This is a genomic window from Paraconexibacter sp. AEG42_29, from assembly GCF_040581415.1.
Classification (GTDB): Bacteria; Actinomycetota; Thermoleophilia; order Solirubrobacterales; family Solirubrobacteraceae; genus Paraconexibacter.
In genome coordinates this window covers 2,509,907-2,530,452 of record NZ_CP114014.1, presented here as the reverse complement: position 1 = coordinate 2,530,452, position 20,546 = coordinate 2,509,907, and the positions used below count along the sequence as shown (strand labels likewise).

Below are 20,546 nucleotides of genomic sequence, written 5' to 3'. Positions count from 1 at the left end.
ACGATCTCCTCTGTTTGCGCGGGGCTGCGCGAGCATACCAGCGGCTCGGGCCCCAGGTTCAAGTTGAGCTTGAGGGTGCACGGGGACTCGCGTCCCCACTCCCGGTGTCATCGGCAAGTTGACGCCGGGCATCAACCGCGTAGAGCGCCGTGGCCCAGAGCGAGAGCGCGACCCCGAGGAGCAGGCCGATCGAGCCGAGCGTCCGCAGGTCGATCAGCCCGAAGCCGATGCCCATCATCAGGGGCCAGACGCTCCAGCGCCCGGGCCAGTTGATCTTCAGGTCCACGCCGCGCTTCACGGCGACCGGCCCGACCGCGAGCATGAACAGCTCACGGGCGACGAGGATCGCGAGGGCCCACCGCAGCAGCAGGTCGTAGTTGAAGCAGACGATGACGCCGCTGACGATCAGGACGCGGTCCAGGATCGGGTCGAGCATGGCGCCGAGACGGCTGTACTGGCCCGTCACCCGGGCCGCCATGCCGTCGAGCTGGTCGCCCCAGGCGACGAGCGCGAAGATGATCGCGGCGGTCAGGTCGGTCCCGTCGCCCGACGTGAACGACAGGTACAGGAAGATCGGGATGCCGCACGCGCGGACGAGGCCGATCGCGTTCGGGATCGTCCACGGGTTGAGCGGCGCTCCCGCGAGCGTCGCCGGTGGCGGCGGACCGCTGCGGTCAAGCCCGCTGAAGCGACGCAGCGTGAGCTGCGGGTTGCGCCAGGCGGGTGTCTCGTCGTCGCTCATCCCTGGCACGTACCCTCAGGCGACCGTTTCCAGCAGCGCCTTGACGGCCGCGGCGGCGCCGTCGAGCGGGACGCCCCCGTCGACGTCCTGCAGCCCGCGCCGGATCTGGGCCTCGACCACGCCCGAGTCCAGCGAGCGCTTGCCGAGCGTCAGGCGCACCGGGCAGCCCAGGAGCTCGGCCTCGGCGAACTTCTCGCCGTTGCCGGTGTCGCGGTCGTCGTAGAGCACCTCGATGCCGGCGGCGCGCAGCTCGTCGTAGAGCGTGTCCGCGGCGGCACGCTCGGGCGTGCCCGCCTTGCCGAGCGAGACGAGGTTGACGGCCCACGGGGCGAGCGCGAGCGGCCAGGAGATGCCCTTCTCGTCCGCGAACTGCTCGACGGCAGCGGCCGCGATCCGGGCCGGCCCGATGCCGTACGAGCCCATGACGATCTTCTGGGGCTTGCCGTCCACGTCCAGGTAGGTGGCGCCGAGCGGGTCGGTGTAGCGCGTGCCGAGCTTGAAGATGTTGCCGATCTCGATCGCGGTCACGATCCGCACCGTCTCGCCGCCGATCGTGTCGCCGGGCTCGACGGACCGCACGTCGGCGCGCGCCGCGTCGGCAGGCGGCCGGAAGCCGCGCAGGTGGGCGTCGGCCGCGTTCGCGCCGATCACGTACGGCCCGTCCCCCACCGCGTCGTCGTACAGCGTCTCGACGGTCGCCTCGTGCGGGCCGATGAAGCCGGCCGGGCCGAGCTGGGCCGCGATCTCCTCGGTGCCGGCGGGCCGGAACGCCGAGCGGAGCGCGTTCTGGAGCTTGACCGGGTTGACCCTGTGGTCGCCGCGGACCATGACGAGCACCAGGCGGCCGTCGTCGGCCACGATCACCGGGAACGCCTTCAGCAGCGCGCCGGCGGGCAGGTCGAGGGCCCCGCTCAGCGCCTCGACCGTCGTCGTGCCGGGCGTCTGGACCGAGGTGAGCTCGGCGTCGTCCGGCAGCGCGACGGGCTGCGGGTCGGCGGACGCGACCTCGAGGTTCGCCGCGTACCCGGGCGCGAGGACGACGTCGTCCTCCCCCGCGGGGCAGGGCGCCATGTACTCGTGCGCGACCGTGCCGCCCATCATGCCGACGTCCGACTGGCACTCGAACCACTCCAGGCCCGTGCGCTCGTAGACCGCCTTGTAGGCGGCGCGGAACGCCTGGTACTGGACGTCGAGGCCGGCCTCGTCGCGATCGAAGGAGTACGCGTCCTTCATGATGAACTCGCGCGTGCGGAGGATGCCCGCGCGCGGGCGGGCCTCGTCGCGCTCCTTGACCTGGAAGTGGTAGAGCGTCAGCGGCAGGTCGCGGTAGGACTTCACGGCCGCGCCGACGTGGAAGGTGACCGCCTCCTCGTGCGTCATCGCGAGGACCATCTCGGAGCCCTTGCGGTCCTCGAGCGTGAAGAGCTCCTCGATCTGGTCGCGGCCCGTCTTGCGCCACAGCTCACGCGGGTGCATGACCGGCAGCAGCAGCTCCTGGCCGCCGATGGCGTCCATCTCCTCGCGGATGATCTGGACGGCCTTCTGGTGCACGCGCCAGCCCGCCGGCAGCCAGCTCCACAGGCCGGCGCCGAGCTGACGCACCAGCCCGGCTCGAACCATCAGCTTGTGCGACAGCGCCTCCGCATCGGCGGGCGGCTGGCGCTCGGTGGGCAGGAACAGGGTGGAGCGACGCATCTGCAGGACAGCCTACGGATCGCGCCCCCCACCCGGTGATGTCGGCCCGCTGACGGGTCGGGTTATGCTCGGGCGGGTAGTCCCTTCCCACACCCCGCAACGTTTTCTCAAGTTCAGGAGAGCACCTACATGGCCTACGACGTCCCCGCACTGCCCTACGCCTACGACGCGCTGGAGCCGCACATCGACGCCGAGACGATGACGCTTCATCACGACAAGCACCACCAGGCGTACGTCGACAAGGTCAACGCCGCCCTCGAGGGCACCGACCTGGCCGACAAGCCGATCGAGGAGGTCATCGCGAACCTCGACGCCGTCCCCGCCGACAAGAAGGGCCCGGTCCGCAACAACGGCGGCGGCCACCTCAACCACTCCCTGTTCTGGGAGTCGATGAGCCCCGACGGCGGCGGCGCCCCGAGCGGCGACCTCGCGTCTGCGATCGATGCGGCCTTCGGCTCGTTCGACGACTTCAAGGAGCAGTTCGAGGCGGCCGGCGTCGGTCAGTTCGGCTCCGGTTGGGCCTGGCTGGTCCTCGACGGCGGCGAGCTGAAGATCACCTCGACGGCCAACCAGGACAACCCGATCAGCGACGGCAAGGTCGCGCTGCTCGGCAACGACGTCTGGGAGCACGCGTACTACGTGAGCTACCGCAACCGCCGCCCCGAGTACCTCAAGGCGTGGTGGAACGTCGTCGCGTGGGACGTCGTCGCCAAGCGGTACGACGCCGCGAAGTAGCACCCGCACCGGTGGCGCGGCCGCTCGACGGCCGCGCCCCGTGCACGCGCTGACGGCACGACCCGTGCGATGGCGCGGTGACGCGCCAGATGGGTCCTGGACCCCATGGGACGGTCGTCCAGCCGTGGCGCGGCGGCAAAACTTTCTGGGTAGCCTCGCGTTTGCTCACAGGACGGGTGCGCCAGGCAGGGGCCCGCGCGAACCGGTCCACGTTCACCTCCCACCCCCGGAGAGTCCTCCCGCATGCCGCAGATCGTCCGTCCCGCCCGCGCCTCGGCGCTCGCCCTGATGCTCCTGACCCTGGGGCTGTCGCTGACCGCCCTCGGCGCCTGGGGCACCACGTCCGCGCACGCGAGCGCGACCCAGCTCTCGATGATGATGGACGACGACCTGCTGGTCTACCGCAGCGACACCGTCCGCGACCAGACCATGCGCCAGATGAAGGGCATGGGCGTGGACGTGGTCCGTGTGACCGTGCTGTGGAGCGTCGTGGCGGAGAACGCGAACGACGGCAAGGCGACGAAGGCGCAGAAGAAGCGCTTCAAGAAGCTCGGCGCGGACAACCCGAAGGCCTATCCGAAGAGCAACTGGGACCGCTACGACGGGCTCGTGCGCGCCTGCAAGACGCTCGGCCTGACCTGCTACCTGAACGTGACCGGCCCCGGGCCGCGCTGGGCCCACGGCAAGCCGCCGAAGAAGTACGCCAAGGACGCGAAGTGGTGGAAGCCCAACCCGCGCCAGTTCTACAAGTTCGTCCAGGCCGTCTCGAAGCGCTACACCGGCAAGTACCGGGACGAGAACACGCCGCACACGCTGCCCCGCGTCGGCTTCTGGTCGCTGTGGAACGAGCCCAACCAGGGTGGCTGGCTGCGTCCCCAGTGGCTGAACAACAAGCCGGTCGCCCCGCAGCTGTACCGCGACCTGTACCTCTTCGGCCGCCGTGCGCTGGTCAGCACCGGCCACGGCTCGGACATCATCCTGTTCGGCGAGACGGCGCCCGCGAACACCGCAAGCCGCAAGACGACGACGTCCGCCATCGGTCCCCGGACGTTCCTGAACGAGACGCTCTGCGGGCCCGGCTCCAGCGGTACCGGCTGCTCGACCTTCCAGAAGGAAGGGCCGATCCAGACCTACGCGTACGCGCACCACCCGTACACCAAGAAGCTCTCGCCGCTGCAGCCCGACCCCGATCCCGAGGTCTACACGCTCGCGAACATCGACCAGCTCCTCGCGCAGCTCGACTCGCTGGCCGCCAGCACCGGCAACATCAAGGCCGGCCTGCCGCTGATGTCCACCGAGTTCGGCTACGAGACCAACCCGCCCGACCCGTTCGCGGCGACCTCCCTGGCGCAGCAGGCGACGTTCAACCAGCTCGCCGACCTGATCACGTTCCTGAACCCGCGGATCATCGGCAACACGCAGTTCCTGCTCCGGGACGTCAAGCCGGACAAGACGAAGAAGAAGAACGGCAAGAACTACTGGGCCACGTACCAGTCCGGCATCCTCACCGCGGGCGGCACCGAGAAGCCGGCCGCGGCGGCCTACAAGATGCCGTTCCTGGCGAACGTGACCGGTGGCAACGAGCTCGGTCAGCCCGTGGCCTCGATCTTCGGTCAGCTGCGGTTCCTGCCGAACGTCCTGTCCGAGCAGTTCGCCCAGACCGTGCGCCTGCAGTACAAGGCCGTCGGTGCCCCGGGCTTCGTCGACTTCGGCGAGCCGATCACGGTCACCAACGTCGTCGGCTACTACCAGGCGACCGCGGTGCTGCCCGGCCCGGGCGAGGTCCGCGCGGTCTGGAGCGGCCAGGCCCAGCCGTACGCGCTGGCGTCCCTGCCGCAGCCGGTGCCGGCCGTGACGGCCACGCCGGCCCCTGCGCCGCCGCCGGCTCCGACCCCGGAGCCCACCCCGACGCCGACGCCGACTCCCACTCCGGAGCCGGCGCCCACACCCACACCCACACCCACGGCAGCGCGCTAGCGCCCCGGGGTTCGCTGGCGTCGCGGTGGCGGCGTCAGCGGACCGGGTAGGGCGGCAGGCTGTTGTTGTCGATCCCCTCCGCGACGCCCGTGCGGTGCATGTGCACCGCGTAGCCGACGTTCAGCAGCGCGCAGCCCACCAGCACGGGGACGACGACCCGGCGGCCGTGGCGCTGCAGGACGACCCCCGCGGCGACGACGACGACCGGCGCGGCCAGCAGCATCATCCGGCCCCAGTCGAGCGCGAACGTCATCGACACCAGGCAGCCGGCGAACAGGACCAGGCCGCGGCGCACGAACGGGGTGTCGCGGAGCGCCAGGGGGGCGACGAGCCAGAGCGGGCCGAACTGCGTGAAGATCCGCCGCCCTTCGGTCGTCCAGCGGTCCAGCCCGCGCCGGAGGTTCTCGATGCGGCCCTCGATCAGCCCCTCGCCGTAGCCCAGCACCTGCTCGCGACCGACCGTCGGGATGCCGAGCCGCAGCGCCGCGTAGACCGTCACCGCGGGCGCGCAGACGACCGCGGTCAGCCGGGCGGCGTCGACGTCGACCGGGCGCGCGGCCCACAGCGCGTAGGTGAGCGGGACGAGGAACATCGCCGACTCGCGCGTGAGCGCCGCCACCAGCAGCGTCGCCGCCAGCGCCCGCGGGCGGCGGTCGACCATCAGGAGCACGGCGAGCAGCATCAGGAAGACCGTCGCCGCGTCCGTGTTGCGGCCGTCGCGGAGGCTGACCACCAGCAGGCCCGGTGACGTCGCCAGGATCAGGCCGATGGCCGCGGCCAGCGCCTCGCGGACCGCGAAGCGCCGCAGGAGGACGTAGGTGATAGCCCCCGCCCCGCCGCTGCAGAGCCAGGCGAGCAGGCTGAAGGAGAACGTGTGCCCGAACGGCAGCACGTGGACGATCGTCGGGACGAGCACCCGGTAGGCGAACGGGAACGTGTGCGTCGTCGCGGGGTCCTGCGCCATCAGCTCGTAGATCTGGTCGTCGCCGCGCGACGTGGCCTCGTCGCGGACGCAGGCGTCGAGCAGCCAGATCGCGAAGCTGCAGACCGCGAAGATCAGCAGGACCCTGCGCGGGTCCACGCGGACCGGCGGCGTGGACGCAGATGGGCCGCCGGCGACGGCCGCCGGCTGGAGCGACGTGGCTATGACCGGCGCCGGGTTCAGGAGGCCCGCGTGAAGCGGCGGCCTGCGGTCGGCGAGGCGTCCTCGTCGATCGGCGTCAGCGCGGCGGAGGCGGCGGCGGCCTCCTCCTCGGCCTTGGCCTTCTCCTCGGCGGCGCGGCGCTCAGGCGTGTCGGCCGTCATGTCCTCGTTCTCGACCAGCCACTGCTTCGCGGCGGCGGTCTCCCGCGCGTCGAAGACGACCTTCTGCCCCGCGGCGTAGTACTTGTCGATCTCCTCGAACAGGGTGTCGACGAGGCTGGCGGTCGGGACCTTGCGGATCAGCTCGCCCTTGGCGAAGACGACACCCGCGTCCTTGGCCCCGGAGATCCCGAAGTCGGCGTGGCGGGCCTCGCCGATGCCGTTCACGCCGCAGCCCAGGACCGAGACCTCGATCGGGTCGGCGTAGGCCTCGAGGCGCTGCTCGACCTCGTTGACGACCGAGTCCATGTCGAACTGCAGCCGGCCGCACGTCGGGCAGGCGATCAGGACGGGGCCGCGCTCGCGCAGCTTGAGCGCCTTAAGGATCTCCCAGGCGACCTTGACCTCCTCCTCGGCGTGGAACGTCGACAGCGAGATCCGCATCGTGTCGCCGATCCCGTCGGCCAGCAGCGTGCCGAGGCCGACGGCACTCTTCAGCGATCCGGCCCACTTCGTCCCCGCCTCGGTGACCCCGAGGTGTAGCGGGTAGGGGATCCGCTCGCTGAGGCGGCGGTTGGAGGCGATGGTGTTCGGGACGCTGGTGGACTTCATCGAGACCTTGAAGTCGGTGAAGTCCAGGCGCTCCATGAGCTCGACGAAGCCGACCGCGGCGCTGACCAACGCCTCGACCGGGTCGGAGTACTCGAGGTCGCGCAGGTGCGCGGGCAGCGAGCCGGAGTTCACGCCGATCCGCAGCGGCGTGTTGTGCGCCTTGGCGACCTTCGCGACCTCGGCGACCTTCTCGGCGCCGCCGATGTTGCCCGGGTTCAGGCGGACGCAGTGCGCGCCGGCCTCGATCGCCTTGATCGCCAGGGTGTGGTTGAAGTGGATGTCCGCGATGATCGGGATCGGAGACTTGGCGACGATCGTCTTGAGCGCCTCCACGTCCTCGGCCCGCGGGACGGCGACGCGCACGATGTCCGCCCCGGCGTCGGCGACCCGCTGGATCTGCGCCAGGGTCTCCGGGAGGTTCGCCGTCTCCGTCTTCGTCATCGTCTGCACGGCGACCGGCGCGCCGCCCCCGATGAGGACGCCGCCGACGTTGATCTGCCGTTGCGAAGCCATGTAAGGAGTGTACGAGGGGCACTCCTTTTGGTTGCACGGCTGCCGGATAGGGTCACGAGTCGATGACATCCGATCCGTGCTGCCTGGCCGATTACGAGGCCCTCGCCGTCGACCTGCTGGAGCCGGGTCCGCACGGTTACTTCGCGGGCGGCGCCGGCGACGAGCGGACGTTGCGCGCGAACGTGACCGCCTGGGGCGACCACCAGCTGCTTCCGCGCGTCCTCGTGGACGTCTCCGGCGTCTCGACCGCGACGACGGTGCTGGGGACGGACGTCGCGATGCCCGTCCTGGTGGCGCCGGTCGCGCTGCAGAAGATGGCGCACCCGGACGGCGAGGCCGGGATGGCGCGGGCGGCCGCCGCGGCAGGGACGATCATGACGCTGTCGACGATCGCGACGTCGACCCCGTCCGAGGTGGCCGCCGGCGCACCGCCCGCGCCGCGCTGGTTCCAGGTCTACGTGCTGGCCGACCGGGGCGTCACCCGTGCGCTCGTCGACGAGGCCGAGGCCTGCGGCTACGAAGCCCTCGTCCTGACCGTCGACGCGCCGCGGGCAGGCCGGCGCGAGCGCGACCTGCGCAGCGGCTTCGGCGTCCCGCCCGGCATCGACATGCCTGCCGTCACCGCCGCCGTCGGCGAGACCGCAGGCATCACCCCCGCCGGCTTCTTCTCGCTGATGGACACGACCCTCACCTGGGACGACTTCGAGGCGTTCGTCGCCGAGAGCCCGCTGCCGGTCCTCATCAAGGGCATCCACCACCCGGACGACGCGCGCCGGGCCGTCGAGCGCGGGGCCGCCGGGGTGGTCGTCTCGAACCACGGCGGGCGGCAGCTGGACAACGTCCCCGCGACCGCGTCGCTGCTCGGCCCCGTCGTGGACGCGGTCGACGGCGGCGCCGAGATCCTCGTCGACGGCGGGATCCGCCGCGGGACCGACGTCTGCGCCGCTTTGGCGCTCGGGGCCCGCGCTGTCCTGGTGGGCCGGCCGGCGCTGTGGGGCCTGACGGTCGGCGGCGAGGCGGGTGCCCTGCGCGTCCTGCAGCTCCTGCAGGCCGAGATCGAGCTGGCGATGACGCTGCTGGGCTGCGCGACGGTGGCGGACCTCACGCGCGACCGCCTGGCCGCCACCGGCCACTGACCCGGGGTGGGGACCTCAGGTCAGCGGAAGCGTCCTCGCGCCCCCCGCCACCTGGAACCGCAGCTCGGACCCGTTGAGCCGCAGCGCCGTGATCCGGTGACGGGCAAGGACCGGGGTCCGGGCGCCCCGCGCGTCCTGCATGTGCAGCTCGTCGCCGCGGCCCCCGACGCAGCGGCCCGACCGGGCACCGACGCACGCGGTCCACGCCACCGCACCGCTCGGCTTCAGCACCAGCGACGCCACGCCGCTGTCCGTCGCGTACCCGGCCGCACCCGCGAGGCGGCGGACCGTCCCGCGGCGCAGGTCGAACACCGCGACCGCGCGATGCGTGCGGTCACCCGCCACGGGCGTGCTGAGGACGACCGCCGCGAACCGTCCCGCGATCCGGACCGGGCCGCCGGCGGACGCGCCGAAGCGGTCGAGGCGGACCGGACGCGACCCGGCCAGGCACCCGACGACGGCGCCGTTCCCCCGCCGGACGACCCGAGTCGTCGTGCCGGACCCGGCCAGCACGGCGCCGGACGGGCAGGCCCGCGGAGCGAGCGGGACCGCCACCCCGCGCAGCCCCGTCACCGGGGACAGGACGCGCACGGTTCGGCCACCGCGGCGGACCGTCAGCGACGCGGCAGCACGCCGCGGGGCCTTCGACAGCTTCACCGTGAGGGTCGACTGCGTCCCCGGCGCGAGCGTGAACCGCGCCCGGCCACCGGTCGCAGCGGACGCCGGAGCGGCCGCGCGCAAGTTCGCCCCGTAGCGCTCGACCTTGGCGACCCCGCTGCATCCCGGACCGGCCGCGGGACAGGCCACGCGGATCCGGATGCTGCGCCCGAAGGCGCGTGCCGTCGCCCGCGGCGCGGGGCCCACCTGCGAGAGACCGTACGGCCCCACGAGGACCGCGCTGCCCCCCGGCAGCGCAGCGGCACCCGCGGCCGAGCCGGCCAGCCGCGTCGACGCACAGCGGTTGTCGTCCGGGGCCAGGCACCCGTCGACCACCGGCGCTCCCTCGGCACTCACGGTGAGGACCGCCGCGGATCCGTAGCCGATCGCCAGGAAGCGGCCGTCGCTCAGGCTGGTGATGGCGCCGCCGACCGGGACGACCGGCGCCTGGACGCAGGCCGGCGCCTGCCGGGTGCTCGCCGTGCGGGTCTCGGCGTCGGCATCCTCGTCCTCCCCGGTCACCTCCTCCTCCTCCTCGGACTCCTCTTCCTCGTACGGGAGCGGCGTCACGCAGCCGGTGAGCGCGAGCGACCCGTCGGCCTCGCTGCGGCGCAGCACGTTCAGCTGCGCGTCGGCGTAGTACCCGTTGCTCGTCACGAGCGTCCGGCCGTCGCCCGACATCGCGAGGGCCTGCCCCGAGTCCGTGGCCGATGCGTACGTCGAGCCGCCGGTGCGGCCGCTCGGGCACGCCTTGCCCGTGTCCGGCACGACGCAGCCGCCCGGCGACAGCACGCCCGTCGAGGTGTCGCGCGTGAGCCAGGTGATGCCGCTCGTCGTGAGGGCGTAGACGCTGCGCCCGTCGGTGCTCAGGCGCAGCGAGCCGGGCGCGATCAGCTGCGGCGCCCGCGCACACGAGCCGGAGCTGCCGTCCGCGGAGATGCACTTCCTGACCAGTGCCCCGTCGTCCGCAAGGCGCAGCTGCACGATCGACGAGTGGTGGCCCGATGCGGCGTAGAGGTCCTTGCCGTCCGGCGAGAAGGCGACGGAGCTCACGCCCTCCAGCGACGGCGATCCTGCGCAGCGCCCGCCGAAGGGGACGGACTCCTGCACGCACGCCACCTCGGTCAGCCGGCCGCTCCCCGCGTCGCGACTGAGGAAGGTCACCGACCCGTTGCCCGAGCCGGCGACGGCCAGCGCGCTGCCGTCGGCCGTCATCGCGAGGTCGACCAGGTCGACGCCGGCGGTCAGCGGGTCGCACCCGCCGGTACCGGCGCCGTCGGAGGTGTCGTTCGACAGGCACTGGACGCGGGAGAGCGTCCCGGTGACGGCGTCGCGGGCCAGCACGGTCAGGCCGCCGTAGCCGCTGCCGTGGCCGAAGATCGTGAAGGCGTCGGTGCCGCCGGCGACGTAGACGAACCGCCCGTCCGGCGACGTCAGGACAGCCTGCGGCCCGAGCAGCGGGGCGAGCTTCTGACAGCCGGTCACAGGCTCGTCCTCGTCGTCGACCGTGTCGGGCGCGATGGCGCAGGTGGCCGGGTCCGTGAGCTCGGTGAGGCCTCCTGCCGACGCCGGCGGCGGGGTCTGCGCACTCGCGGCAGCGGGCGGGACGGCGAGCAGGATGAGCAACGTCAGCACCAGCTTCGCGAGTCTCATGGGCGTCCAACGATCCGGGGCGAGGGTTGTTACGCGAACTCCTGGCAATTCCTGCGCTCGAGCGTCAGCGACGGCCGAGCCGGATGCGGGCATGGGCGTATGCCCCTGCTGTCACCGAGAAGCCGACGCCGATCGCGACCGCGCGGCCAGCGGCGCCCGGGGTGCCGCGGGCGGCGGCACGCAGTTCACGCACAACCGCCCGCGGGAGGACGCTGCGGGTGTAGTGACGCTCGGAGGCCAACCCGTCCTCAGTGCCGGTGAGTCTGGACAGCAGCGCCTTTGCGGTGCCTTCCTGCCGGCAACGGCGCACGAAGTACCGAGGGGTGCTGCGCGCGGGCGTCACGGCGTGGTGAACCGTTGCCGCAGGGGCGAACGCCCAATAGCCACCCGGATGCAGCCGCGCCGCGCGAATGCAGAACTCGGTCTCATCGGCCGTACCGGATACAACTCCCCCGACCTCGACTCGACCCAGTTCAGGAGCAAAGCCCCCGGCACGCCACAGAACATCGGCGCGGACCGACATGTTCGCTCCGATCGGGTTGCGGATGCGCCCGCCGGTAACGTCCATCCCCGTGTAGCTACACCCGACCACCCAGTTGAACTCGTCCGGGAACCACTTCGGCGGCGGCTTCCGCCAGAGTGGGGTGACCCAGCCGCCGGCGCCGATCACAGCTGGATCGCGGTACACGTCCAGAAGGCCGGCGATCCAGCCGGGCTCGGCGATCGCGTCGTCATCCAGGAAGGCCACCACCTCCGCCGTCACGTGCTCGGCCCCGGTCACTCGCGCGCCCGAGATCCCCCGCGGGTGCCGGTTGAGGACGACCTGCGCCCCGACCACGTTTGCCTGCGCCCGCTCGAGAAGCTCGGCGTTGCCATCGACGACCACGATCACCTCGCGGGCCGGAACACGCTGCGCGCGCACCGATGCGACGGAGGCGAGCAGGTCCGTCCAGCGCTCGAACGTATGCGTGCAGATGACGACGGAGACGTCGGTCATCGTGTACCCCGGATGACGCCGTAGAGGTTCGGAGCGACCACGAGAACGGCCGCGACGTGCCCGGCGAGCCATCCGAGCGCAACGCCGGTGATACCGAGCGGACCGACCAGCGCCAGGCTCATCGCCGCGCTGGTCACCAGCAGAACGAGCTGCGCCAGGACGATGGCACCGCCGTGGCCGCGCAGGCGGTTCACCGCCAACGAGAGGTTGAGGATGGCGCGAAACACGCTGGCGCACGCCAGCAGCCGTAGCACGGGCGTGCCCACGTCCACGTACTCGGTGCCGAACGGCGCGAGCAGCAACGGCGCGGCGACGACGATCAGCAGCGCTGCGAGCATCTGTGGGCCGAGGAAGCGGCGCACCACGGTGCGCACGAGGTCGGCGGTTCGGCTTCCGTCGTACGCACCCTCGACCGTCATCGCGGTGGCCACGCCGTAGAACAGGAGGTCGAACGCCACGATCAGCGTGAACGGCATGTAGAACAGCGCGCTCTGCGTGCTGCCGGCGAACGTCAGAACGATCAGCGGCAGCAGCATGGTCGTCAGCTGCCCGAAGACGTACCCCCCGTAGTCGAGGGCCATGAAGCGCACGATGAGTCGGCGGGTGGTGACGACCTCCGAGTGGTCTGAGGGCGGAACGCGTCGGCGCAGGCCCTTCCGCACCAGAAGGAGGTTCACCAGGGGCACGACCGCGAGGGTCGGCAACACCCACGCGAGGAAGACTGCGTTGCTGGAGCCGTTCGCGGCCAGGATGAGGAGGACGACGATCTTCATCGCGCTGAACCCGGCGTTCTCCAGCGGCAGCCAGACCGTCTGGCGCAGCGCGGTGAGCACAGCATCCTGGAGCGTGAACAGCCCCCAGAGCACTAGTCCTCCGACGAACACATACGCGACGTTCCCATCGCCGATGAACGCAAGGCGCGAAGACACGTTCGGTGCGATGAGCACGAAGGCGAGCCCGCCCGCCACGCTGGCTACGGCCGACAGGCTGTAAGCCTGGATGACCCGTCGTAAGCGGGACTCGCCGCCGACTGCAGGCAGAAACCGGACGATGGCATCCACGAGGTTGAGCTGGCAGACGCTCGACAGCGTCACGAGGGCGGACACGAGCACGGCGTCACGGCCGACGACGGCGGTGGGTACCGATCGAGCGGCGGCAGCCCAGAAGACGATGCCGAGCAGGCCCGTGACGACCGTGCTGGCCATCATCGCGTACGAGTTCAGGTAGAGCGGTTCGCGAAGGTGACGTCGTACGCGCGCGGGCAGGTTCAGGTGGGCACGCGAGGGGACGGAGATGCGGCAATCATGAACGCTCGTGCAGGCGGCGCCTCTTTCCGGCCATCAACGTGGCGCCGCGCCGCGTCATTCGGTGGTGTGACGCCTCCCGCGATCAATACCGTTGGTTCGATGTCGCGAGCCTCGATTGTCACGTTTGCGTTCGTGGGCGCCCTCATGGGCTGCTCGGCCCCCGCGGCCAGCGCGGACGCGGTGCTCCGGAGGGTCGTGACTCCAAGCGGGATCGTGGACGGTCACGGCGTCCGCTGGGCTGGTGCCGGCAGCGTCTTCACGGGAGGCAGTCTCCGAGCGACGCGACGTGGCACGCTCGTGACCGGCAGCCCGAAGCTGTACGACGTGGTCCGCGACGGCGTTGCGCAGGTGCGTCTCCCGGTCCCGCGTCCAGGCCGCTACGCGGTCGTGCTCTACATGGCCAATCCGAGTCCGCCCCCCAACCAGCGGCACTTCGCAGTGACGTTCGGACAGCAGCGACTGACGCCCGATGTGGAGGCGTACGCTCCACGGACTGCACGGTCACCGACGCACGCAGTCGCCGAGGTGGTGGTCACAGGAAGAGTTCTGCGCGCCAGTCTGCGTCCGCTGCGGGGGCGGCCAGTCCTCTCTGCAATCGAGGCGCGCCGGCTGGGTCCGGTCGACATGCCTGAGGTGGCGCCGGTGCTGGCGGACCAGTTCGACGGGCCGGCCGGATCGCTCCCCGATCCGACCCGCTGGTTCCCCGAGAACGGTGGCGGCTACCCGCATGGCGAGCTGGAGACGACCACCGGTCGCCCCGAGAACGTGGGCCTGGACGGCGCTGGGCACCTGGTGATCACTGCTCGCGCGGAGCGGTTCAGCCGAGACGGGATAACGCGCGACTACACGTCGGCGCGCCTGCTCGCTCCCCTTGGGATCCGTCTCACCCGGTCCTTCGTGCGCGCCCGCATGCGCGTCCCTTCCGGTGTCGGGCTGTGGTCGGCGTTCTGGCTCCTCGGTGCCGACCCGGTGCCCTACCCGGAGTCCGGAGAGGTCGACATCGTCGAGCAGCTCGGCAACGACCCCCGTCTGAGCTACAACTTCATCCACGGCGCCAGCGGGCCGCGAGCCGCCCCGGATGCGTGGCAGACCGGCCACACCCATCGCAGCAGCCGCCGCCTCGACCAGGGCTTCCACGACTACGCGATGCGCAGCGTCCCGGGAGCGGTCGAGTTTCAGCTCGACGGGCGGCGGACGATGACCATGACCCGTGCCGATCGGCCGGTGGCGACGAGGTGGCCCCTCGACCGGACCTACAACCTCCTCTTGAACATCAGCGTCGGCGGCGATTTCCCTGGCCCTCCGCTGCTCAGTACACCGTTCCCCGCGCGCCTGATCGTCGACGACGTGTCGGTCAACGGCTGAACCACGACGTTCGTAGCACGGTGGTTCCCGCGAGTAGTACGTCCGTCCGGTTACCACCTGGGGTCTCCGCTTCGCCCCTGCAGAGCCGACAGGAAGAGCATGGGCCTCCTGTTCCGCGTCCGCTGCGCCGCAGCGTTGGCCGTGTCCTCAGCCGCCGCGCTGCTCGCACCCGCCGCAGGTCAGGCGGCGGCGCCCCGGGTAGCGGAAGGCCGGCCTGTGGTCGTCCACCGGACGGTCCCCGGCCCCGGTCGCTACGCGGTCACCGTGACGGCTCGGTCCGCAGGGGCGACGCGCTTGCAGCGCACCCTCACGGTGCAGGTCGCCGATCGCCGCTGGAAGCTGACCGTACACAGCCGCCGGGCTCACGTCACCCGGATCGTCACGGTGTCGTCGCGTCGCCTGCGGATCCGCCTTCAGGTGACGGGCGGCAGCGTGTCCCTCCTCCGGGTGGCCGCGAAGAAGCGACCACAGCCGTCCGCTCCGGTGTCGCCCCCCGCTCCGGCACCGGCATCCTCGCCTGTCGAGGCCCCGGCACCGACCCAGGCTCCGGCAGCACCACAGATCCAACTTCCGTCGATCACGCTCAACGTGTCGACCACACCCCCGGCCATCGTCGAGCCAGCCTTCTCCCGCCTGGTGTGGGCCGACGAGTTCGACGGCAAGCGCGGGTCGGCGCCCGATCCCGCGCGCTGGACCCACGACGTCGGCGGGCACGGGTGGGGGAACGCCGAACTCCAGAGCTACACCGCGTCCACGTCGAACGCCTCGCTCGATGGCTCCGGCAACCTACAGATCACCGCGCGTCGCGAGCGTGTCGTCGGTGCCGACGGGTTCACCCGCGACTGGAGCTCGAGCCGCCTGACGACCAAGGGTCGCGCGGCCTTCGCACAGGGGCGCCTGGAGATCCGCGCCAAGATGGCCACCGGGCAGGGCTTCGTCAGCCAGTTGTGGATGATGGGCGACAACGTCTGGGACGTCGGCTGGCCGCTGTGCGGCGAGATCGACCTGACCGAGATCCTCGGTTCGGACACGAATACCACGTACGGCACCCTGCACGGGCCGATGGCCGACGGGACGACACCTTACGCGACGGGGCACGGCAAGCAGCTCGGCGTGCCGGCCGATCAAGCGTTCCATGTCTTCGGTGTCTCGTGGAACGCCGATAAGGTGACGTGGTCCGTTGACGGAGTCCCGTACGCGCAGGAGACACGCGCGAGCCTGCCCGCCGGAGCCCAGTGGGCCTACGCGCACCCGCTCTACTTGTTGCTCGACCTTGCCGTCGGAGGAACGTTCGCGGGCACGCCGACGCAGGCGACTCCCTCATCGGCGAACCTGGTGATCGACTGGGTGAGGGTGTACGGCTGAGCCGGCGGCTTCGGGAACTTCAGCGGGAGGTAGAGCGCCGGGCCCCGGACGAGCAGACGAGGCGACGGTGCGTCGTAACACAGCCCGTCGTAGTTAGGCGGCTTGGGAGTGACGACGGCAGGGCCGGTCCAGCCGTAGACGCTCCCCGCACCGTGCCTGTACAGCAGGCGGAAGTGGGGCGATGCGCTCAGCGCGGCGTCCAGTCGTGAGACCGAGCCCGGTGCGGCCAGGCCGTAGAGGTCGACGTCCGCGACCTGCACCGGTGTGACGAGGACGACGTGCTGCGGCGCGGGGATCGACCGGAAGACAGCGTCGAACTGATCGACGGTCCGTGCTCCCCAGCGCCGGCCGGCGAATTCCGGTTCCTCGGTCAGCGTGAGCTTCCATGCCCCGACGAACTTGACGTAGTTCTTGCTGATGTTGCCGACGTAATCCTTGGTGAGCACGATACGGGCCGTCCCGGCCGGCAGGTGTTTCTCGGCCCAGCGGGCGACGGCGACGTCGTCGCTCCGAACCCGCTGGAAGCTGTCGAGCCCGAACGCCGCGAAGAGGCCACCCGCGGTGACCGTGACCGTGACCGCAGCGACCAGAGCTGGTCTGATCCGCAGCGGCGCGAGGCAGGCCATAGCTCCGAGGTACGCGAGCCATGGCAGCGCGAAGAGGTAGGCGCGAAGCGGGCCCTCGTCGCCGTAACGCTGCACGACGGCGACGACGGCGGGGGCGAAGGCGAGTGCGATCAGTCCATTGACAGGGTGCTTCGTCCGGCGGCTCCAGATGACCCCGGCGAAGGCCAGCACGAGCATCAGCGCGGTGGTCGCCTTCGCCGTGTCGCCTACGACCGCCAGTCCGGGCAGCGCGTCGGCGGCCAGCGCGCTGGTCCGCACGGGTGTGTGGCCGAGATTGAGGGACAGGAGCGACTCGTGGCTGCCGAGGTAGTTGCGCGCCGGGATCAGCCAGGCCACGACCAGCAGGCCGATAGCGACGGGGACCCACAGTGGTGTGCGGCGGGTGACCAGCGTCCAGAGCCCGACGCTCGCCACGACCATGACCGGGGTCAGCTGATGCGCCACGGTCACGGCACCGCAGCTGGCCACGCCGACGACGAGGGTCGCGCGGTCCGCGGGGTCGAGACCGATCCACCGCGTACTCCGGCGCACCCTGATTAGCGCCCCGATGGCGACGAGACCTACGACGAATCCGATCGCCTGCGGCGCGAGGTAGTCCTGATTGATCCAGTTGGCCGCGGTGAAGAGGAACGCGGCGAGCGCAAGATGGCGCGCGTCGCGCGTGAACGCCGAGAGGGCGTACGTGAGAGCCAGCAGCGACAACAGCCCGAACGTCACCTGCGCCCCGATCGCCAGGTCGACGGCCGGGACGCCGGAAGCCTCCTCCAGCCAGGCCGCGAGCGCAAAGAACGCCGGCCAGTTGTGGTAGATGTCGATCGCACGATCGACCGACCCGTGGGCGGCGATGTAATCGATCACGCCCAGATGGGGATAGGTCCAGGGAAAGCGCGGTTCGTCGTACAGCAGCGCCGGCGTCGCGCGCAGCAGCAAGAGCAACACGAGCACATACAGGCCCAGCACGAACGGCTGTGCTCGGCGCCGCGTGACCGCGCAGGCGAAGCCGCCGCAAACCAGGGCGAGAGCGACGTAGTACGTCGCAGGGAGCGCGTCGAGGAGCCCCAGGCCGCGCATCTCGTCGACGTCCGTACCTCGGATCGCAGCGACCCACAGCCCCAGCGCGGTGGCCAGGACGACCAGTTGCGCGGCGGTGCCCCAGGTCTGCCTGACCGTCGGCCGGGCCCGCGCGAGATCCTGCTGGTCGACGGCCGCGAGCTGCGCGACCGCCAGTTCCGTCTGCTCCCCTTCCGCGATCATCGCTCTCGGCGAGCGCGGGCGCGTACTGCCCGGCGACCCTGGACGTAGCCCCAGGGTCCGCCGAGCATTCCCCGGAGTTCGAGCCTGACCAGCCCGGCCGCTGCGGGGTCGATCGACTCCGCCGATCGCGCACGGGTCAGGAGGATGCGGGCGGCACGGGGCAGTCGCGGCAGGATCTGGACGATGGCCCGCCGCGTGCGTAGATGCTTGAACGCGTACGCCGACAGGCCTTTCCCGTAGGTCCGCATCTGGGCCTCGAGCTCTGTCATCTCACGCCGGTGCACGTGCCATGCGACGGCCCGGGGTTCGTACGCCAAGGTCCAGCCGCCCAGGATCGTGCGCAGGAAGTAGTCCAGGTCGTCGGCGTTCGTGGCCGGCACACCCGGGCCGAGTGCCTCGTCGAACGTGCCTATGTCGTCGGCCGCGGCTCGCGAGACCGCGAAGTTCGCCCCGGTGCCGAACCGCCCGGCGCTGTACGGGAAGAACGGGTCGTCGGCAGGTCGGTGGCGACCGAGATCGTGCAGTGCCGGTTGCATCCGATCTGACCATTGCACGCGAGCCTCGAAGTATGCCTGCGCGAGCGTCTCGCGTTCGGCTCCGGGGACGATGCCTGTCACGCAGCCCACCCGCGGTGCCCGCGTGAAGCCGCGAGCGAGGGCCGCGAGCCACTGACGATCCACGAGGACATCATCGTCGGTGAAGGCGATGATCGACCCGGAGGCGTGTGCCAGCCCGCAGTTACGCGCGCGCGACAGACCGCTCACCGGTTCGAGCACATAGCTCAGGCGTGCATCGTCGAGTTCGGCGATCACGCGGCGAGCCGCATCGGTGCGGGGGGCGTTGTCGACGACCACCACGTCGAACTGCGGGTAGTCGAGCTCAAGGATAAGCAGCAGCGTACGGCGCAGTGACGCCTCCCGGTCGCGTGTGCAGACAACGACGGTCGCGTGCCCACCGGCTTCACCGTGGGCACCGGACTGCACGCAGGCGGGGGCCCCGGACGGCCAGGTGATCGGGTCGCCCGGTCCGGCGATGGGGGTCCCGTCCGACGCCAGATGCGCCGTCACCTCATTGGCGAACCGTTCGCGCGCGAGCGCGTGGAGGTCGGCTCCGTCGCAGCGTCCCTCGATGAGGTCGACGTCCACGAAGCCGAGGGGACCGCCGTGGAGCGTCACCAGCACATGCGCGCGGCGACACGCGCCGGGGGTCCGCGCGGGAGCCTCCAGATCCGCGATCGGATCTGCGAGTTCGAGCCCGGTGACCCAGGACGGTTCAAAGCCGCTCAAGATGCCAGACCGGTCCCGCGCCGCAGCCGCACCACCAACAGTGGCGCGCACACGGCGGCGAGGGCGTAGGTCGCCACGCGCGGAGAGAACCCGCCGAACGACACCATCCCCTGTGCGATCAGCAGCGAGATGGCCAGGCTCAGCCCGGCGAGGAGCCCCCCGCGGGCGGGGGTCAACGCGGACCCCGGACCGATGAGCGCAGCCCCTGGGGCGAGGCCGATCAGCACCAGCATCGCCGCCAGGCGTGCGGCCGGCGGTCCCGAGAGCGCGACCAGCAGCGGGGCAGCCAGGGTGGCCACGAGGATCATCGCGATCGCGGGACGTGGGCTCATGAGCCTGCTGGCGGCCCCGCCGACTGCCGCTGGTCGACTCGCACCGGCGACGGCGGGCGGAAGCGCTCCTGGAGAATGGTCGAGAGGACCCGGGTACCGTCGCGTATCGGACGCAGGTTGCTCTGTCCGTGAACCCGGGGACGTTCGACGCTCGCAATCTCAGCGACGCTTAACTGAGCCTGTGCGGCACGTAGAGCGATGAGGGTCTCGACCTCGAAGCCGGTGCAGCTGAGGTCGAGCGTCTCCAGATGACGTCGCCAGAAACCGAAGTACCCGTAGCAGAGGTCGGAGTAGCTCGTGCCGAAGAGCGCGTTGACCGTGCGCGTCAACGCGACGTTCCCGGCCGACCGAAATCGTGTGAGGTCCTCGCTGCCGGCGCCGGGCAGACGGCGGCTGCCCTTGACGAAGTCGACTCCAGGTGACGCAAGCCCTCGCATGAAGTGGATCAACTCTGCCGGATCCGTGGACCCATCGGCGTCGAGCGCGACGATCGCGTCGCCGGTGGACGCACCGAACCCGGCGATGAGTGCGTCGCCTTTGCCACGCCCGCCCTGCCTGATCACCTGGACCCCCGGCAGGGCGCGCTGGGCCGCCTCGGCAGTACCGTCGGTCGAGGCGCCGTCGACCACGATCACTTCGTGGACCCACGCCGGAATCACACGCAGCACGAGCGGCAGGTTACGGGCTTCGTTGAGAGCTGGAATCACCACCGACAGACGGGGCGCTCGGACGCGCCGCTCGTATCCGTCGGACCAATTTGCCGCTCGGGCGGAGTACAGGCCGTCCAGGGCTGCGCTCCGTGACCGTTCCTGACCGTCGACGGTCCCGGCGGGGGTCCAGAGGAGAGCCTGGCTGGGCGGCGCCGCGGCACGCGGCGCGTACTCCGGCATCCTTGCATGCATGTTGGGCTGCTCCTGCCTGACGCGTCATTGTAAGAGCAAGGACTGCCTCCTCGGTTAGATCGACTTTAGACCATTACTGCGGGGCTGCAA

General features: G+C 71.1%; 16 protein-coding genes. 5 read left to right on the top strand and 11 right to left on the bottom strand.

Annotated features, from left to right (window positions below; all coding sequences use genetic code 11):
• Nucleotides 1–58 precede the first annotated feature (58 nt).
• Together DSM112329_RS12205 and DSM112329_RS12200 are read right to left on the bottom strand one after the other, a co-directional pair.
• On the bottom strand, nt 59–742 hold the full coding sequence (locus tag DSM112329_RS12205) for a CDP-alcohol phosphatidyltransferase family protein (protein WP_354702090.1): 684 nt from the start codon (nt 740–742) through the stop codon (nt 59–61).
• 15 nt (nt 743–757) lie between these two features.
• Nucleotides 758–2,437 (bottom strand): proline--tRNA ligase, encoded by a 1,680-nt coding sequence (locus DSM112329_RS12200; protein ID WP_354702089.1) that lies wholly within the window; start codon nt 2,435–2,437, stop codon nt 758–760.
• Between the two features lie 129 nt (nt 2,438–2,566).
• Here DSM112329_RS12200 and DSM112329_RS12195 point away from each other — a divergent pair, with 129 nt between their 5' ends.
• Nucleotides 2,567–3,172 carry a superoxide dismutase gene (locus tag DSM112329_RS12195; RefSeq protein WP_354702088.1) on the top strand — a complete coding sequence of 202 codons (606 nt, stop codon included), beginning with the start codon at nt 2,567–2,569 and terminating at the stop codon, nt 3,170–3,172.
• Nucleotides 3,173–3,415: 243 nt separating this feature from the next.
• The gene (locus tag DSM112329_RS12190; protein WP_354702087.1) at nt 3,416–5,149 is read left to right on the top strand and encodes a cellulase family glycosylhydrolase; all 1,734 of its coding nucleotides are present in this window, start codon (nt 3,416–3,418) and stop codon (nt 5,147–5,149) included.
• A gap of 34 nt (nt 5,150–5,183) precedes the next feature.
• On the opposite strand, the gene DSM112329_RS12185 is transcribed toward DSM112329_RS12190, so the two are convergent.
• Both DSM112329_RS12185 and ispG read right to left on the bottom strand, forming a co-directional pair.
• Nucleotides 5,184–6,230, bottom strand: coding sequence for a hypothetical protein (locus DSM112329_RS12185; RefSeq protein WP_354702086.1), 1,047 nt, complete (start codon nt 6,228–6,230; stop codon nt 5,184–5,186).
• 80 nt (nt 6,231–6,310) lie between these two features.
• The gene (gene ispG / locus DSM112329_RS12180) at nt 6,311–7,576 is read right to left on the bottom strand and encodes a flavodoxin-dependent (E)-4-hydroxy-3-methylbut-2-enyl-diphosphate synthase (RefSeq protein WP_354702085.1); all 1,266 of its coding nucleotides are present in this window, start codon (nt 7,574–7,576) and stop codon (nt 6,311–6,313) included.
• 62 nt (nt 7,577–7,638) lie between these two features.
• Here ispG and DSM112329_RS12175 point away from each other — a divergent pair, with 62 nt between their 5' ends.
• A complete protein-coding gene (locus tag DSM112329_RS12175) occupies nt 7,639–8,712 on the top strand; it encodes an alpha-hydroxy acid oxidase (RefSeq protein ID WP_354702084.1) in 1,074 nt (357 codons plus the stop codon).
• Between the two features lie 15 nt (nt 8,713–8,727).
• Here DSM112329_RS12175 and DSM112329_RS12170 read toward each other — a convergent pair whose 3' ends face one another.
• The 3 genes from DSM112329_RS12170 to DSM112329_RS12160 form a co-directional block, all read right to left on the bottom strand.
• Entirely contained in the window at nt 8,728–11,022 is a 2,295-nt protein-coding gene (locus DSM112329_RS12170; RefSeq protein WP_354702083.1) for a hypothetical protein, read from the bottom strand.
• A gap of 64 nt (nt 11,023–11,086) precedes the next feature.
• On the bottom strand, nt 11,087–12,019 hold the full coding sequence (locus DSM112329_RS12165) for a glycosyltransferase family 2 protein (protein WP_354702082.1): 933 nt from the start codon (nt 12,017–12,019) through the stop codon (nt 11,087–11,089).
• Complete coding sequence (locus tag DSM112329_RS12160; RefSeq protein ID WP_354702081.1) at nt 12,016–13,227, bottom strand: hypothetical protein; 1,212 nt, start codon at nt 13,225–13,227, stop codon at nt 12,016–12,018. The genes DSM112329_RS12165 and DSM112329_RS12160 overlap by 4 nt, the downstream gene beginning before the upstream one ends.
• Nucleotides 13,228–13,623: 396 nt before the next feature.
• Here DSM112329_RS12160 and DSM112329_RS12155 point away from each other — a divergent pair, with 396 nt between their 5' ends.
• Together DSM112329_RS12155 and DSM112329_RS12150 are read left to right on the top strand one after the other, a co-directional pair.
• Nucleotides 13,624–14,691 (top strand): family 16 glycosylhydrolase, encoded by a 1,068-nt coding sequence (locus DSM112329_RS12155; RefSeq protein WP_354702080.1) that lies wholly within the window; start codon nt 13,624–13,626, stop codon nt 14,689–14,691.
• Nucleotides 14,692–14,985: 294 nt separating this feature from the next.
• Nucleotides 14,986–16,056 carry a glycoside hydrolase family 16 protein gene (locus DSM112329_RS12150; protein ID WP_354702079.1) on the top strand — a complete coding sequence of 357 codons (1,071 nt, stop codon included), beginning with the start codon at nt 14,986–14,988 and terminating at the stop codon, nt 16,054–16,056.
• Here DSM112329_RS12150 and DSM112329_RS12145 read toward each other — a convergent pair.
• The 4 genes from DSM112329_RS12145 to DSM112329_RS12130 are packed head-to-tail and all read right to left on the bottom strand — an operon-like array spanning nt 15,948 to nt 20,444.
• A complete protein-coding gene (locus tag DSM112329_RS12145; RefSeq protein WP_354702078.1) occupies nt 15,948–17,936 on the bottom strand; it encodes a hypothetical protein in 1,989 nt (662 codons plus the stop codon). The two genes, DSM112329_RS12150 and DSM112329_RS12145, sit on opposite strands and share 109 nt — an antisense overlap.
• Complete coding sequence (locus DSM112329_RS12140) at nt 17,933–19,222, bottom strand: glycosyltransferase (RefSeq protein WP_354702077.1); 1,290 nt, start codon at nt 19,220–19,222, stop codon at nt 17,933–17,935. Before DSM112329_RS12140 ends, DSM112329_RS12145 begins: the two co-directional genes overlap by 4 nt.
• Nucleotides 19,219–19,554, bottom strand: coding sequence for a hypothetical protein (locus DSM112329_RS12135; RefSeq protein ID WP_354702076.1), 336 nt, complete (start codon nt 19,552–19,554; stop codon nt 19,219–19,221). Before DSM112329_RS12135 ends, DSM112329_RS12140 begins: the two co-directional genes overlap by 4 nt.
• Nucleotides 19,551–20,444, bottom strand: a complete 894-nt coding sequence (locus DSM112329_RS12130; protein ID WP_354702075.1) for a glycosyltransferase family 2 protein — start codon at nt 20,442–20,444, stop codon at nt 19,551–19,553. The genes DSM112329_RS12135 and DSM112329_RS12130 overlap by 4 nt, the downstream gene beginning before the upstream one ends.
• Between the last annotated feature and the right edge of the window lie 102 nt (nt 20,445–20,546).